The organism is Streptomyces sp. BBFR51 (assembly GCF_044591655.1).
GTDB lineage: Bacteria > Actinomycetota > Actinomycetes > Streptomycetales > Streptomycetaceae > Streptomyces.
Genome location: NZ_CP172448.1, coordinates 6,891,142 through 6,903,558 on the forward strand (window position 1 = coordinate 6,891,142; position 12,417 = coordinate 6,903,558).

The 12,417-nt window shown below is 72.7% G+C and carries 12 protein-coding genes; 6 read left to right on the forward strand and 6 right to left on the reverse strand.

The genetic code is table 11. The features are described 5' to 3' along the window. Positions 1–54: 54 nt before the first annotated feature. Together ACGH7X_RS31460 and ACGH7X_RS31465 are read right to left on the reverse strand one after the other, a co-directional pair. Positions 55–654, reverse strand: coding sequence for a histidine phosphatase family protein (locus tag ACGH7X_RS31460; RefSeq protein WP_399891464.1), 600 nt, complete (start codon positions 652–654; stop codon positions 55–57). 94 nt (positions 655–748) lie between these two features. Next, positions 749–1,957, reverse strand: coding sequence for a pyridoxal phosphate-dependent aminotransferase (locus tag ACGH7X_RS31465; RefSeq protein ID WP_399891467.1), 1,209 nt, complete (start codon positions 1,955–1,957; stop codon positions 749–751). 87 nt (positions 1,958–2,044) lie between these two features. On the opposite strand from ACGH7X_RS31465, the gene ACGH7X_RS31470 reads away from it, so the two are divergent. Then, entirely contained in the window at positions 2,045–2,692 is a 648-nt protein-coding gene (locus tag ACGH7X_RS31470) for a winged helix-turn-helix transcriptional regulator (protein WP_399891470.1), read from the forward strand. 51 nt (positions 2,693–2,743) lie between these two features. Here the strand turns inward: ACGH7X_RS31470 and ACGH7X_RS31475 are convergent, their stop codons facing one another. The 3 genes from ACGH7X_RS31475 to ACGH7X_RS31485 all read right to left on the reverse strand — a co-directional run bounded on the left by ACGH7X_RS31475 (position 2,744) and on the right by ACGH7X_RS31485 (position 6,425). After that, positions 2,744–3,562, reverse strand: a complete 819-nt coding sequence (locus ACGH7X_RS31475; RefSeq protein ID WP_399891472.1) for a hypothetical protein — start codon at positions 3,560–3,562, stop codon at positions 2,744–2,746. After that, on the reverse strand, positions 3,562–4,827 hold the full coding sequence (locus ACGH7X_RS31480) for a VWA domain-containing protein (RefSeq protein ID WP_399891475.1): 1,266 nt from the start codon (positions 4,825–4,827) through the stop codon (positions 3,562–3,564). The genes ACGH7X_RS31475 and ACGH7X_RS31480 overlap by 1 nt, the downstream gene beginning before the upstream one ends. Before the next feature lie 62 nt (positions 4,828–4,889). Then, on the reverse strand, positions 4,890–6,425 hold the full coding sequence (locus ACGH7X_RS31485; protein WP_399891478.1) for an IucA/IucC family protein: 1,536 nt from the start codon (positions 6,423–6,425) through the stop codon (positions 4,890–4,892). A gap of 112 nt (positions 6,426–6,537) precedes the next feature. Here ACGH7X_RS31485 and ACGH7X_RS31490 point away from each other — a divergent pair, with 112 nt between their 5' ends. The 4 genes from ACGH7X_RS31490 (at position 6,538) to ACGH7X_RS31505 (ending at position 9,879) form a co-directional block, all read left to right on the forward strand. Continuing rightward, complete coding sequence (locus tag ACGH7X_RS31490) at positions 6,538–8,091, forward strand: IucA/IucC family protein (RefSeq protein ID WP_399891481.1); 1,554 nt, start codon at positions 6,538–6,540, stop codon at positions 8,089–8,091. A gap of 63 nt (positions 8,092–8,154) precedes the next feature. Beyond that, positions 8,155–8,769 (forward strand): TOPRIM nucleotidyl transferase/hydrolase domain-containing protein, encoded by a 615-nt coding sequence (locus tag ACGH7X_RS31495; protein ID WP_399891484.1) that lies wholly within the window; start codon positions 8,155–8,157, stop codon positions 8,767–8,769. Positions 8,770–8,934: 165 nt separating this feature from the next. Next, positions 8,935–9,507, forward strand: coding sequence for a DUF5994 family protein (locus ACGH7X_RS31500; protein ID WP_399891487.1), 573 nt, complete (start codon positions 8,935–8,937; stop codon positions 9,505–9,507). A gap of 6 nt (positions 9,508–9,513) precedes the next feature. Then, complete coding sequence (locus ACGH7X_RS31505; RefSeq protein ID WP_399891489.1) at positions 9,514–9,879, forward strand: STAS domain-containing protein; 366 nt, start codon at positions 9,514–9,516, stop codon at positions 9,877–9,879. 34 nt (positions 9,880–9,913) lie between these two features. Here the strand turns inward: ACGH7X_RS31505 and ACGH7X_RS31510 are convergent, their stop codons facing one another. Further along, positions 9,914–10,954: a fatty acid desaturase family protein gene (locus tag ACGH7X_RS31510; protein ID WP_399891492.1), complete on the reverse strand. Its 1,041-nt coding sequence runs from the start codon at positions 10,952–10,954 to the stop codon at positions 9,914–9,916. A 156-nt stretch (positions 10,955–11,110) separates the two neighbouring features. Between ACGH7X_RS31510 and ACGH7X_RS31515 the strand changes: the two genes are divergently transcribed. Next, entirely contained in the window at positions 11,111–12,352 is a 1,242-nt protein-coding gene (locus ACGH7X_RS31515) for a PP2C family protein-serine/threonine phosphatase (RefSeq protein ID WP_399891495.1), read from the forward strand. Positions 12,353–12,417 lie beyond the last annotated feature (65 nt).

Here is a 12,417-nt window from a genome sequence, read left to right on the forward strand (position 1 = left end):
CGTCCCTCCCTCCCTCACCGTCCACGCCTACGAAGCCCTCGAAGCCCTCGAAGACTACGACGGAGGTCTGACATTCCAGGCCGCGATCACCGGCCGACCGTGCTCCGTGCCCAGCCGGCACAGGGTGCCCGTGCCCAGCTGGAACAGCGCCCCGTGCGACGGCGGCAGCCCCAGGTGCCGCGCGGTCAGCACCCGCAGGAAATGCCCGTGGGCCACCAGCACCACACACCCCTCGGTGTTGGCGAACGCGGCCTCGACCCTGGCCAGCACCCGGTCGGCCCGCTCGCCCACCTGATCCGGCGTCTCCCCGGGATGGTCCGGCGGCCCGGGCGCGACCCCGTCGTCGAACAGGAACCAGCCCGGCCGGCTCCGATGGATCTCGACCGTCGTGACCCCCTCGTACCCGCCGTAGTCCCACTCGTGCAGGTCGGGGTCGATCCGCACCCCGTGCAGCCCGATCAGCTCGGCCGTCTCCCGGGCCCGCTGGAACGGGCTGACGAAGGCGGCCCCGATCCGGTGCGACCGGATCAACGGCACCAGACTCCGAGCCTGCTCCCGCCCGTTCTCGGTCAGCGGCACGTCCGTCAGCCCGGTGTGCCGCCCGGACCGCGACCACTCCGTCTCACCGTGCCGAACCAGAAAAAGATCACCCATGCCCCCAGGCTACGGCCGGGGCTTTCCCTCCGGCCGCTTGTCGGCGGTGTCGCTGGTGACCGGACGCTTTCCGGACCGGTGAACCGGGTGACGCCTACTGCCGGTACCCGCTCAGGAACCGCCCGATGCGGCCGATCGCCGCCTCCAGGTCGTCCGCGTGGGGCAGGGTCAGGATGCGGAAGTGGTCGGGGGACGGCCAGTTGAAGCCGGTGCCCTGGACGACCTGGATCTTTTCGCGCAGCAGCAGGTCCAGGACGAAGCGCTCGTCGTCGTGGATCCTGTGGACGGCCGGGTCGATGCGCGGGAAGGCGTACAGCGCGCCCTTGGGCTTGACGCAGGAGACGCCGGGGATGTCGTTCAGCTTCTCCCAGGCCGTGTCGCGCTGTTCGCGCAGTCGCCCGCCCGGAGCGGTCAGCTCGTGGATGGACTGGCGGCCGCCGAGCGCGGCCTGGATGGCGTACTGGGCGGGCGCGTTGGCGCACAGGCGCATGGAGGCCAGCATGGTCAGGCCCTCCAGGTAGTCGCGTGCGTGCTGCCGCGGGCCCGTGACCACCAGCCAGCCGGAGCGGAAGCCCGCCACCCGGTACGTCTTGGACAGGCCGCAGAAGGTGAGGACGACCAGGTCGGGGGCGAGGGCGGCGGCCGCGTGGTGCACGGCGTCGTCGTACAGGATCTGGTCGTAGATCTCGTCGGCGAAGACCATCAGGCCGTGCCGGCGGGCGAGGTCGAGGATGCCCTCGACGATCTCCTTGGGGTAGACCGCGCCGGTGGGGTTGTTGGGGTTGATGATGACGACCGCCTTGGTGCGGTCGGTGATCTTCGACTCCATGTCGGCCAGGTCCGGGTACCACTCCGCCTGCTCGTCGCAGAGGTAGTGCACCGCCTTCCCGCCCGCGAGGGTGGTCACCGCCGTCCAGAGGGGGAAGTCGGGGGCGGGGATCAGGACCTCGTCGCCGTCCTCGAGCAGGGCCTGCACGGCCATGGAGATCAGCTCGGAGACGCCGTTGCCCAGGAAGACGTCGTCCACGTCCACCTCCAGGCCGAGTGCCTGGTAGCGCTGGGCGACGGCCCGGCGGGCGGAGAGGATGCCGCGCGAGTCGGTGTAGCCGTGTGCCCGCGGCAGCATGCGGATCATGTCCTGGACGATCTCCTCGGGCGCCTCGAAGCCGAAGAGGGCGGGGTTGCCGGTGTTCAGGCGCAGCACGCTGTGCCCCGCCTCCTCCAGCGCGTTGGCTTGCTCGATGACCGGACCGCGGATCTCGTAACAGACCTCGCTGAGCTTGTTCGACTGCCGGAACTCCATGCGCGGCTTCCCCTCCGGAATCTGGTGTTGCTTGGTTTTACCAAGTAGCAGCTTGGAAAGTCCAACAACTTGTCTACACTGCGTCGCATGTCACCACGTGCTCGCCGTAGCTACGACCAGTACTGTTCCGCCGCCCGCGCGCTCGACGCCGTCGGCGACCGCTGGACCCTGCTGATCGTCCGGGAGCTGCTCGCCGGTCCGCGGCGCTACACCGACCTGCACGCCGACCTGCCCGGCGTCAGCACGGACGTACTCGCCTCGCGGCTGAAGGACATGGAGCAGGGCGGGCTGACGACCCGGCGCCGCCTGCCGCCGCCCGGAGCGGCGTACGTCTACGAACTCACCGCGAGGGGGCGCGACTTGCTGCCGGTACTGGAGGCGCTCGGCGCGTGGGGCGCCGTCGAGCTGGGGGAGCGGCGGCCCACCGACGCCGTCCGCGCCCACTGGTTCGCGCTGCCCCTGCGGCGGGCCCTGCGCGAGGCGGGGGCGGGGGAGGGGCTCGTCGAAGTCCGACTGGAGGAGGGGGAGTTCCACCTTCACGCGGGCGACGCGGAGGACGGCCCCGTGTACGGCGACGGGCCCGCGCCCGGGGAGCCCGACGCGCGGCTCGTGCTGGACGCCGTGACGTGCGCGGCGCTCGGGCGCGGGGAGATCGCCCTGCGGGACGCGGTGCGGGACGGCCGGGTCGAGGTGAGCGGCGACGGCGCGGCGGCCAAGGCGCTGCGGGAGGGATGAGACGGCAGAAGGCCCGCCGACCGGGAGGCGGGCGGGCCCTCTGAGGGGAAATCAGACCGTCGGCGGCACCCGTGACGGCCGCCCAGACCCGCGGGTCAGCGCGTAGCCGCCGATGCCCGCGAGCGCGGCCAGGACGGCGCCGATCCCGGTCCACACCCAGCGGTCGGACCACCAGCCCGACGACCAGCCGTCCTCCGGCTCGATCGCGGACAGTACGGCGCCGCGGTCCTCCGAGTCGCCGGCGTCCTCCCCCTCGTCCCCGCCGGACGTCACCGCGATGCCCGGCACCAGCGGCTCGGCCAGCGAACCGTCCACCGCCGCGGCCCCGCCGACGTCCTTCGAGCCGACCCGGACCTCTGTGGAGACCGGGACCCCGAGGTCGGCCGTCGGTACGTTCACCGCGGTCAGCCGGACGTAGTACGTGCCCGGCAGCGGATCGTTGGCCCACGGCTCGGACCAGGCACGCACGGTGCGCAGCACACAGGCCAGCTCCACGGAGGAGGCGCCGGCGTCCGCGGTGCGGGACTGGGCGCCGTACTGGCAGGCCTGGCGGCGGCGCAGACCGTCGTACACGTCGACCCGCCAGGTCTGGGCGGCATGGGTCTCGGGCAGCTTCACCGTGGCCTCCACGGTGGGACGCTGTCCGGCGTCGGCCGGGAACGACCAGTACAGGTAGTCGCCCGCGGACCCGTTCGCCGTGGCCTGCTGCCCCTGCTCGAACTCGGTGGCCGTACGGAAGGACGTGCCCGCCTCGGTCGGCGCGCCGCCGTCGTCCGACGGGCTCGCGGAGGGCGAGGAGTCGGCCGCCGCGGGGGTCGCGGCGAGACCGAGGAGCAGCACCGCGGCACTCAACGCTCGGGTGAATCGCATCAGTTGGTCCTCCAGACCGCGAGCCGCCAGCGCGACAGCCAGCCCCACAGCAGACCGGCGACGAAGCCGACGAGCACCAGTACGCCGAGCAGCCACCAGCCGCGCCCGAGGCCGAACGCGGCCACGTCGTCGGAGTCGCCCGGCCCGTCCACGACGTCGACGGTCAGCTCCAGCGGCAGCCCCGGCGTGGTCTTCACACCGGAGGCGACGGAGAAGGAGTTGGTGACCTGGAGGCACACGGCCTCGGCCACGGCATCGTCGTCGTCGCTCTCCGCCTTCGGGTACCGCAGTCCCGTCGAGAGCACGTCGGTGCGGCCGTTGCCCGCCGCCTCACCGCGCACGATCTCCCGGCCGTGCACCGTCACCGCCCGCAGCAGCACCCCGTAGGACGGGTTCACGGCCCGGTCGGCGCCCACGCTCACCGAGGCGCGCAGCTCCTTGCCCGGCTCCACGTCCACCCGGTACCAGCGCTGCTGCCCGAACTCCTCGCGGTCCGTGTACAGCCCCGACTTGAGCGTCGGCGCCTTCGCGCACGCGTCCGCACCCTCGGTGGCGACCGGCGTCACCACCGGGTCGGCCGCCCGGTCCACCAACTGGTTGACCTTGTCGGTCAGTTCGTCGGTGTGCTCGACCGAGGTGTACGTGCCACCGGTCGCCTCGGCGATGCAGCTGAGCTGCTGCCGCATCTTGGCGTTGGGCACCAGGCCCAGGGTGTCGATGGTCAGCCCGATGCCCTTGGCGGCTATCTCGCGGGCCACCTCGCACGGGTCGAGCGGGGCGCAGGTGTCCTCGCCGTCACTGATCAGCACGATGCGCTTGGAGCCGTCGCCGCCCGCGAAGTCGTCGGCCGCCTTGAGCAGCGCGGGGCCGATCGGCGTCCAGCCGGTGGGCGACAGGGTCGCCACCGCCGTCTTCGCCTCGGTGCGGTCCAGCGGCCCGACCGGATAGAGCTGCGCGGTGTCCTTGCAGCCGGTCTTGCGGTCGTCGCCCGGATAGTCCGCGCCCAGGGTCCGGATCCCGAGCTGCACCTCCTTGGGCGTCGCGTCGAGCACCTCGTTGAACGCCTGCTTCGCCGCGGCCATGCGCGTACCGCCGTCGATGTCCCGCGTCCGCATCGAACCGCTGACGTCGAGCACGAGGTCGACCTGCGGCGCGTCCTCGCCCGTGGGTTCACCGGCGTGCGCCGTGGCCGGGAACGCGATCCCGGCCGTCAGCGCGGCGAGCAGGGCACAGGCCCCCGCCGCCAGCCGTGTTCTTGTGATCATCGGCGGATCCTATTGACCAGTGGCGCCGGGCTCCAAAACGAGACCGCGGCGATGCCCCGACTTCACCTCCACTGCAGGGGATTGGGCAGCTCCGTCCACAGATCACCCGTCCTCCCCGGCGAAGTCCGCATCAGCGTCAGCGCCTTCACCGGCAGCGGAGCCTCGCGCAGGGCCACGACGTCCTGCGTGCGCGGCAGTTCGCGTACGGCCGCCTCCAGCGCCCCGCGCAACGCCGGGCCCGAACCCGTCGTCCCCGCCAGCGCGCCCGCCACCAGCGAACCGAACAACTTGCGGCGCAGCGCAGCGGGGTCGTCGGTGAGTATCCGCGCGGGCAGGTCGGGGACGGGGATGCCGTGCCGGGCCAGGCGGGCCGGGCTGACCCGGATGTCGGCCAGGTCGCGGTAGACCAGGCGCAGCGGGTCGCCCGCCGGGGACAGGACGACGAGGAGGTTCTGACCGTGTGCCTCCAGGGCCACGCCCAGCTCCAGCGCGCGCAGTCCGACGGTGAGCGCCAGCCGGGCGAAGGCGGCCGACCAGGCGGGGGAGCGGGGCAGTTCGGTGGTCGCCAGCGCCGCCACGGGGACGACGTGCTCGCCCCGGGCGGCGTACACCCGCGGCGACTCGCGCAGTACGGCGGCCAGGTCGGGGGAGTGGGCGGTGGCCGCGCCCAGGGTGCGGGTCACGTGGAGCAGGCCGTCCATGCGCGCCGCCAGCTCCTCCCCGAACGACGACAGGGTCGCCGACGCGGTGATCGAGGCGACCGAGATGTCCCGCACCGAGGACGTCAGCCGGGCGCTCAGCGCGGTTTTGACGTGCGGTCCACCGGGCACGGCGAGCGTCCGCAGGGACATCAGGGGGTGGGCGGCGAACGCCTCCTCGCAGGGCCGCTTGAGCACGTGCGCGGCCTGCCACGGATGCACCGGGACCAGCACCCGCGCACCGTCCCGCAGTTCCCCGGGCCACGCCCCCGTCACCAGGCACTCGGCCGCCGGGACCGGCACCAGGCCAAGACCCACCACCGGCCCGTGCTCGGGCCCGTACGCGAGCTGCTCCGCCACCGAGAAACCCGGCCGCGAACGGCAGCCGGGGTGGTACGGATGCCCGTCGACCACCCGCCGCTCCCAGCCCCAGTCACTGTCCGGCCACTCGTCCGGGTGATTCTCCGGCGCCGCCCCCGCCGCCGCCCGCACCGCCCGGGGCCGCGCCGCGCGCGAGAGCGCCAGCGACGCCGCGCTGTGCCCGAGTTCGGCGGCGAACCCCGCCGAGTGCGGTACGGCCAGGTCGGTCATCAGCCGCCCCGGGTCGTCGTACGGGGCCTCGTCCAGCCGCACGACCGGGACGTACGCGTCCGTGCGATACGCGTCCGCGGCCGGACCGGTCAGCCGGCGGCCGTCCCGAAGACCGAGGACCAGTTCGTCCCCGGCCCGCTCGCGGCCCTCGATCCACGGCAGCGGCTCATGGGCGAACGCACGCCACAGCCTGGACAGCACGGCCGCGCGGGCACCGGGCCGCTCGGCCGTGAACCGGTCGACCAGAGCGGGACGGACGGCCGCCAGCTCGTCTGCGACCTCGGCCTCTGCGCTGCGGGGACGATGCACGGGCTGGCTCCTCGGGTACGAGTACGGCGTCACGAAGGCGGGACAACGAAAGACATACTGATCGTCTCCGTCGTCTCCGTCCTCTCCGCCATGGACCGACCGTAGGGAACGAGTGGAACGCGTGGATCTACTGCCCCCGCCCACCGGCGCCGACGCCGCCCCCCGGGACGGCGCCGCCTCCCCGGACGACGTCGCGCGCCGTGCCGACGCCTACGCGGCCGTACCGCTGCTGAACTGCCTGCTGCGCGAGGTGGCCGAACCGCTGCCGGGTCCCGGCGCCCGGCCGGTGTACCGGCTGCCCGGCGGCAGAGCGCTGCGGGTGCGCGGGGAGCGCCGGCCCGCCGAACCGGAGATCCGCACGGCGGACGGCTGGCACCGCGTCGACCACGCCGAGCTGGTGAAGCTGGTCGCCGAGGAACTGCGCCGGCACACCGGACTGCCCAACCACGAACTGCCCACCGAGATGACCGACAGCAGGGACGCGGTGGCCGCGCTGCTGACCGTACGCGCGCGTGCCACCCCGCCCGCGGACCCGTATCTGCGCTCCGAGCAGTCCCTGCTCACCGGCCACACCCACCACCCCGCCCCCAAGGCACGCGGCGGCGGCCCGCACGCCGGGTGGCTGCCGTACGCGCCCGAGGCGCACGCCCGCTTCCCGCTGACGCTGCTCGCCGTGCGCGAGGACACGGTCGTCGACGAGGGCGACACCGCCGCCCTGGACGCCCTCGGCAAGGCCCCGCCCGGCTACCGGCTGCTGCCCGCCCACCCCTGGCAGCTGGCCCTGACCGCGGCCGCCCTCGCGCCCGCCTTCGCCGACGGCCGCCTCGTCCGGCTGGGCACGACCGGCTTCTTCACCTGGCCGACGGCCGCGATCCGCACGGTGTACGCGCCCGAGTACCTCCCCGGTCAGGACCTGTTCCTGAAGTTCAGCCTCGACGTGCGGATCACCAACGACATCCGCCGCCTGTGGCGCCACGACCTGCTGAAACTGCGCCGCACCGACACGGCTGTCACCGAGGCCTTCGCCTCCGTCGGGCCTCCTGCGACCTGGCTCGGCGACCGCGGCTACCGCACCGCCGACTTCGCCTTCGAGGAACTGGCCGTCGTCGTCCGCGACGGGCTGCGCGGGCGCGTCCTGCCCGGCGCGACCCCGCTGCTGGCCGCCGCGTTCGTGGAGGGCTTCCCCGGCAGCCCGCTGACCCGCACCACGGACCCGGCGGCCTGGTGGGAGGCGTATCTCGCCGCCGTCGTCCCGCCCGTGCTGACCGCCTTCGCCGACGACGGCGTCGTCCTGGAGGCGCATCTGCAGAACACGCTGGTCGCCGTGGACACGGCCGGGACACCGGTGCAGGCCCTCTTCCGGGACGCGGAGGGCGTCAAGCTGCTGCCGGACACCCCCCGGGCGGCCGGCTGGGAGCGCCTCGTGTACTGCCTGGTCGTCAACCACCTGTACGAGATCGCCGCCGCCCTCACCGAACACCACCCGGGCCTCGATCCCTGGCCCGCCGTCCGCCGCGCCCTGGCCCGCCACGACCTCCCCGAGATCCCCGCCCTGCTCGCCGCCCCCACCCTCCCCGGCAAGACCAACCTCCTGCTGCGCTGGACGGGCGCGGACGGTGCCGACGCCCGCTACCGCCCCCTGCCCAACCCGCTGCGCGAGGCGTGAGGGAGGACGAGACGAGCCGGATATTCCGTGCCGTCCCGGCCCGCACGGGTGCACACTCGCTGCATGGCGGACATGGAGGCGTTCCGGGACGAGGTCGCCCGCTGGGCGGCCGGCGGCACCGGCGGTACGGCGGGCGCTCTTGCGGCGGACCTCGGGCTGCGGACGGCGGTGCTCCTCGAGGGCCCCAGCGACCTCGCGGCCGTCGAGGCGCTGGCGGCGCGGGAGGGCCGGGACCTGACCTCCGAGGGCGTGGCCGTGGTGTCGATGGGCGGCGCGATGAGCGTCGGCCGCTACGCGTCTCTGCTCGGCCCACCCGGTCTCGGCCTGCGCCTGACGGGGCTGTGCGACGCCCGGGAGGAGCCCTTCTACGACCGGGGCTGGCAACGGGTCGGCGCCCCGCGCGACTTCTTCGTCTGCGTGGCCGACCTGGAGGACGAGCTGATCCGAGCCCTCGGCACGGCGCGGGTCGAGGAGGTCATAGCGGCCGAGGGCGAACTGCGCCCCTGGCAGACCTTCCTGGGCCAGCCCGCCCAGCACGGCCGGTCCCGGCAGCAGCAGTTGCGGCGCTTCCTCAGCACCAAGAAGGGCCGCAAGATCCGCTACGGCCGGCTCCTGGTCGCGGCGCTCGACGCCGGACGGACACCGGCCCCCCTCGGCGAACTCGTCGCGAACCTGTGACCGACGCGGACACGGCGGTGGGGCGGTGCGGCACGGGTCCCGCCCCCGCCGCGAGGAGTACGCTGAGCCTACCGAGGATATTTCGAGCACCGGTTTCGTGCCTGTGTCGTTTTCGGTGATTCAATACGCCGGGCCGGTCGACCGGCCCGGGGCAGGGTCCGCGTCATGACTGTGACCATCTCCCGCCCGACGACATCCGAGGGCCGACTGCTCCCGGGCTCGCCCGCTCCGCGCCTGTCGCTCGCCCCCACCGGTTCCGCCCCGGCTCTGCTGGACGGCGCGTGGTGGCCGCGCTCACGTGATCTCGAAGCAGAACTGCCCGCTCTGGCCGCGGTGCTCGATCCGCTGTGGGGGAGGATCACCCGGATCACGGTGAACCCCGGTCAGTGGCCCGTCGTGCCGCGCAAGGTGCCCGTCGCCGGGCATGTGGTGAAGGTGGGCTGGTTCCGGGCCGAGCAGGACCCGCACGAGTTGTTGCTGCTCTCGTACCGCGCGGGCCGCTGGAACCTGCTGGTGGTTCCGCCGCGGACCGAGCCCGCCTCGGCCGCGTGGCTGATGGCCGCCGCGAGTGACCCGCGGCGGACCTCCACGGCGAGCGGGTTGATGGCGGAGGCCGCGCGGCTGCGGACCGATGCCGAGGCCGACCGGACCGTGGAAGAGGTCTGGGACTCCGAAGGCGGGCACGTGGCGCGCGCTCCGGCCGGCGCCGCGCCCCAGGACGCCGTACCCGCGGGATGAGGAGCCATGCCCCCTGCACAACTGAACGTCCACCGAGAGGACCGTGGCACGCGGGCTCTGACCACCTTCGTGGGGGAGATCGACCTCACCACGGCCTCGCTGGCGCGTACCGTCCTGGACCGGTGTCTCCACGACGGAATCCGCACCGTCGACGTCGACCTCACCGCTGTCACCTTCTGTGACGTCAGCGGGCTGAACGTCTTCCTCACGATCTCAGAACTCGCCAGAAGCACCGGGGCGACCCTGCGGCTGCACCGTCCGCCGCAGTCCCTGAAGCGCGTCATCGAGGTCACGGGGGCCGGGTTCCTGCTCGACTCCCCGCGCCCGGACCGCACCCCGTCGCGAGAGACCGTCCCGGCCGCCACGCCCTGAGGCCCCGCGCACGTGAGGTTCTCCGCAGGAGGTCCTAGGCGCGGACCCGCGCCTGCCGCAGCGGTGCCCCGGCCGCGTGGAGGCCGGCGAGGGCCTGCCGGTAGGAGGCGATCAGTCCGGTCTCCAAGTAGTCCACGTCCAGTTCCTGGCAGTGGCGCCGGACGAGGCCGCGGGCCTTGCGGAGGTTGGGGCTGGGCATGCTGGGGAACAGGTGGTGCTCGATCTGGTGGTTCAGGCCGCCCAGTGCGACGTCGGTGAACCAGCCGCCGTTCACGTTGCGCGAGGTGAGCACCTGGCGACGCAGGAAGTCCGGCCGGTTCTCGCTCGTCAGGATCGGCATGCCCTTGTGGTTGGGCGCGAACAGGGAGCCGAGGTACAGGCCGAACAGGCCCTGGTGAACGGCGAGGAAGGCGATCGCCATGCCGGGCGGCAGGACCCAGAACAAGGCCGTCAGATAGACCACGCAGTGGGCGAACAGCAGGGTGCCGTCGAGCGTCCGGTGCCTGAGCGAGCGATTGGCCAGCGCCCTCCCGCTCGCCACGTGCAGGTTGAAGCCCTCCAGGGTGAGGAGCGGGAAGAACAGGAACGCCTGCCAGCGGCCGATCAGCCGGGGGAGCCCCGTGGCGGCCCGGGCCTGCTCCGGGGACCAGACCAGCAGGTCGGGCTCGACATCGGGATCGAGGTCCTCGTTGTTGGGGTTGGCGTGGTGACGGGTGTGCTTGTCCTGCCACCAGCCGTAGCCCATCCCGATACCCGCTCCGGCGATCCGTCCGGACACGTCGCTGAGCCGGCGTCGGCGGAACACCTGCCGGTGCGCCACATCGTGGGCGACCAGCGCGACCTGGCCGAAGACGATCGCCAAGAACGCGGCCACCGCCAGGGTCCACCACGTGTCGCCGAGCGCCACGAAGGCGATCCACCCGCCGGCATAGAGCGCGGCCACGACGGCGATCCGGAGCGTGTAGTAGCCGGGGCGGCGCTGCAGCAGCCCGGCCTCCGTGATCTTTCTCGACAACCGGGCGAAGTCACTGCCGGGGCTTTTCGGGGGCGGGCGGCGGTCCGTGCTGGTGGTCATCTGGGTGACTCTCTACGAAGGGGGCTGCCCGGGTTCCCTCGCCGGCAGGCCTTACACGGGCTGCCCCGTACCGGGGGACAGGCCCATTATCGGCCTAATGGGCGTGCCGGACCCCCGGGCGCGTGAAGCTGACTCCGACGGTGAGGAAGGGACGCGATGTCGGACGGCAAACGGGAGTCATCGGACGCCGGGGTGGACCGCTCGGAGGGGTTCGGCGAGCGGTTGCTGGGTGTTCTGCTCGACCGGGCTCACGAAATGCCGCCTTCGTTGATCGCCCCGCTCATCGCGGAAGAGGTGGCGGCGATCGGCGGACGTGACGTCTCCATCCTGCTGCAGGACTACGAACAGCTGCTTCTGGTGCCGTTGTCCGGTCGGCGGCTGCTCGTGGGAGAGCCCAAGCCGATGGAGGCGTCCCATGCCGGTGACGCGTTCCTCCAGCGCCGAGCGGTGGAAGTGCTGCAGGAGGGTGGTGTCCGCATGTACCTGCCCCTCCTGGACGGCAGCGACCAGGTCGGCGTGATGGTCGTGACGCTGGACGAGGTCGACGACGACGACCGGCGGCTCCTGCGCCGCCTCGCCGGCCTGGTGGCCGACATGATCGTCACCAAGGACTCCTACACCGATCTCTTCTTCAAGGCCCGCCGCCGCGCCCCCATGAGCCTGGCCGCCGAGATCCAGTGGTCACTGCTGCCGCCCCTGTCCATGACCGTCCCCCAGGTCGAAGTGGCCGGAATCCTGGAACCCACCTACGACGTGGCCGGTGACAGCTTCGACTACGCCCTCAACGAGGACGTTCTCCACGTGGCCATGATCGACGCGATGGGCCACGGCCTGGACGCCGCCACCATGGCGACGGTCGCCATCGGCGCCTACCGCCACGCCAGACGCTCCGACACGGACCTGGCGGAGGTGTACAACTTCATGGACAAGGCCATCAGCGACCAGTTCGGACCCGATCACTTCGTCACGGCGCAGATGATGCGCCTCGACATCAGCACTGGCCAGCTGCAATGGGTCAACGCCGGACACCCCGCCCCGCTCCTCATCCGGGACCACGCCGTCGCGGACCGGCTGGAGAGCCCCACCACCCTGCCGGTCGGTTTCGGCGGCCACCAACCGGTCGTGACGGAGCGGACTCTGCGGCGCGGGGACCGGGTGCTGTGCTTCACCGACGGCCTGATCGAGGAGCACCGCACAGGAGAGGAACAGTTCGGCGAGGAGCAACTCGTCGAGTGCACGAACCGCGTGGCGAGCGAGCACATCGGAGTACGCGCGGTGGTGCGTATGCTCTCCCACACCCTGAAGCACGAGCGCGGCGGCGTCACCAGCGACGACGCGACCATCTTCCTCATCGAGTGGCGCGGCGGCAGCAGCGATCACCTCGCCTCCTTCGGATGAGCCGGCGACTGTCACGCTCGGTTACGCTGCTCCTCACTGCCGGAGGCCCCGGGGAGGAGTGAGTC

Excerpts from the sequence above, each read along its gene's own strand:
- ACGH7X_RS31460 (WP_399891464.1), bottom strand. The coding sequence starts at position 654 with ATGGGTGATCTTTTTCTGGTTCGGCACGGTGAGACGGAGTGGTCGCGG.
- ACGH7X_RS31465 (WP_399891467.1), bottom strand. The coding sequence starts at position 1,957 with ATGGAGTTCCGGCAGTCGAACAAGCTCAGCGAGGTCTGTTACGAGATC.
- ACGH7X_RS31470 (WP_399891470.1), top strand. The coding sequence starts at position 2,045 with ATGTCACCACGTGCTCGCCGTAGCTACGACCAGTACTGTTCCGCCGCC.
- ACGH7X_RS31475 (WP_399891472.1), bottom strand. The coding sequence starts at position 3,562 with ATGCGATTCACCCGAGCGTTGAGTGCCGCGGTGCTGCTCCTCGGTCTC.
- ACGH7X_RS31480 (WP_399891475.1), bottom strand. The coding sequence starts at position 4,827 with ATGATCACAAGAACACGGCTGGCGGCGGGGGCCTGTGCCCTGCTCGCC.
- ACGH7X_RS31495 (WP_399891484.1), top strand. The coding sequence starts at position 8,155 with ATGGCGGACATGGAGGCGTTCCGGGACGAGGTCGCCCGCTGGGCGGCC.
- ACGH7X_RS31500 (WP_399891487.1), top strand. The coding sequence starts at position 8,935 with ATGACTGTGACCATCTCCCGCCCGACGACATCCGAGGGCCGACTGCTC.
- ACGH7X_RS31505 (WP_399891489.1), top strand. The coding sequence starts at position 9,514 with ATGCCCCCTGCACAACTGAACGTCCACCGAGAGGACCGTGGCACGCGG.
- ACGH7X_RS31510 (WP_399891492.1), bottom strand. The coding sequence starts at position 10,954 with ATGACCACCAGCACGGACCGCCGCCCGCCCCCGAAAAGCCCCGGCAGT.
- ACGH7X_RS31515 (WP_399891495.1), top strand. The coding sequence starts at position 11,111 with ATGTCGGACGGCAAACGGGAGTCATCGGACGCCGGGGTGGACCGCTCG.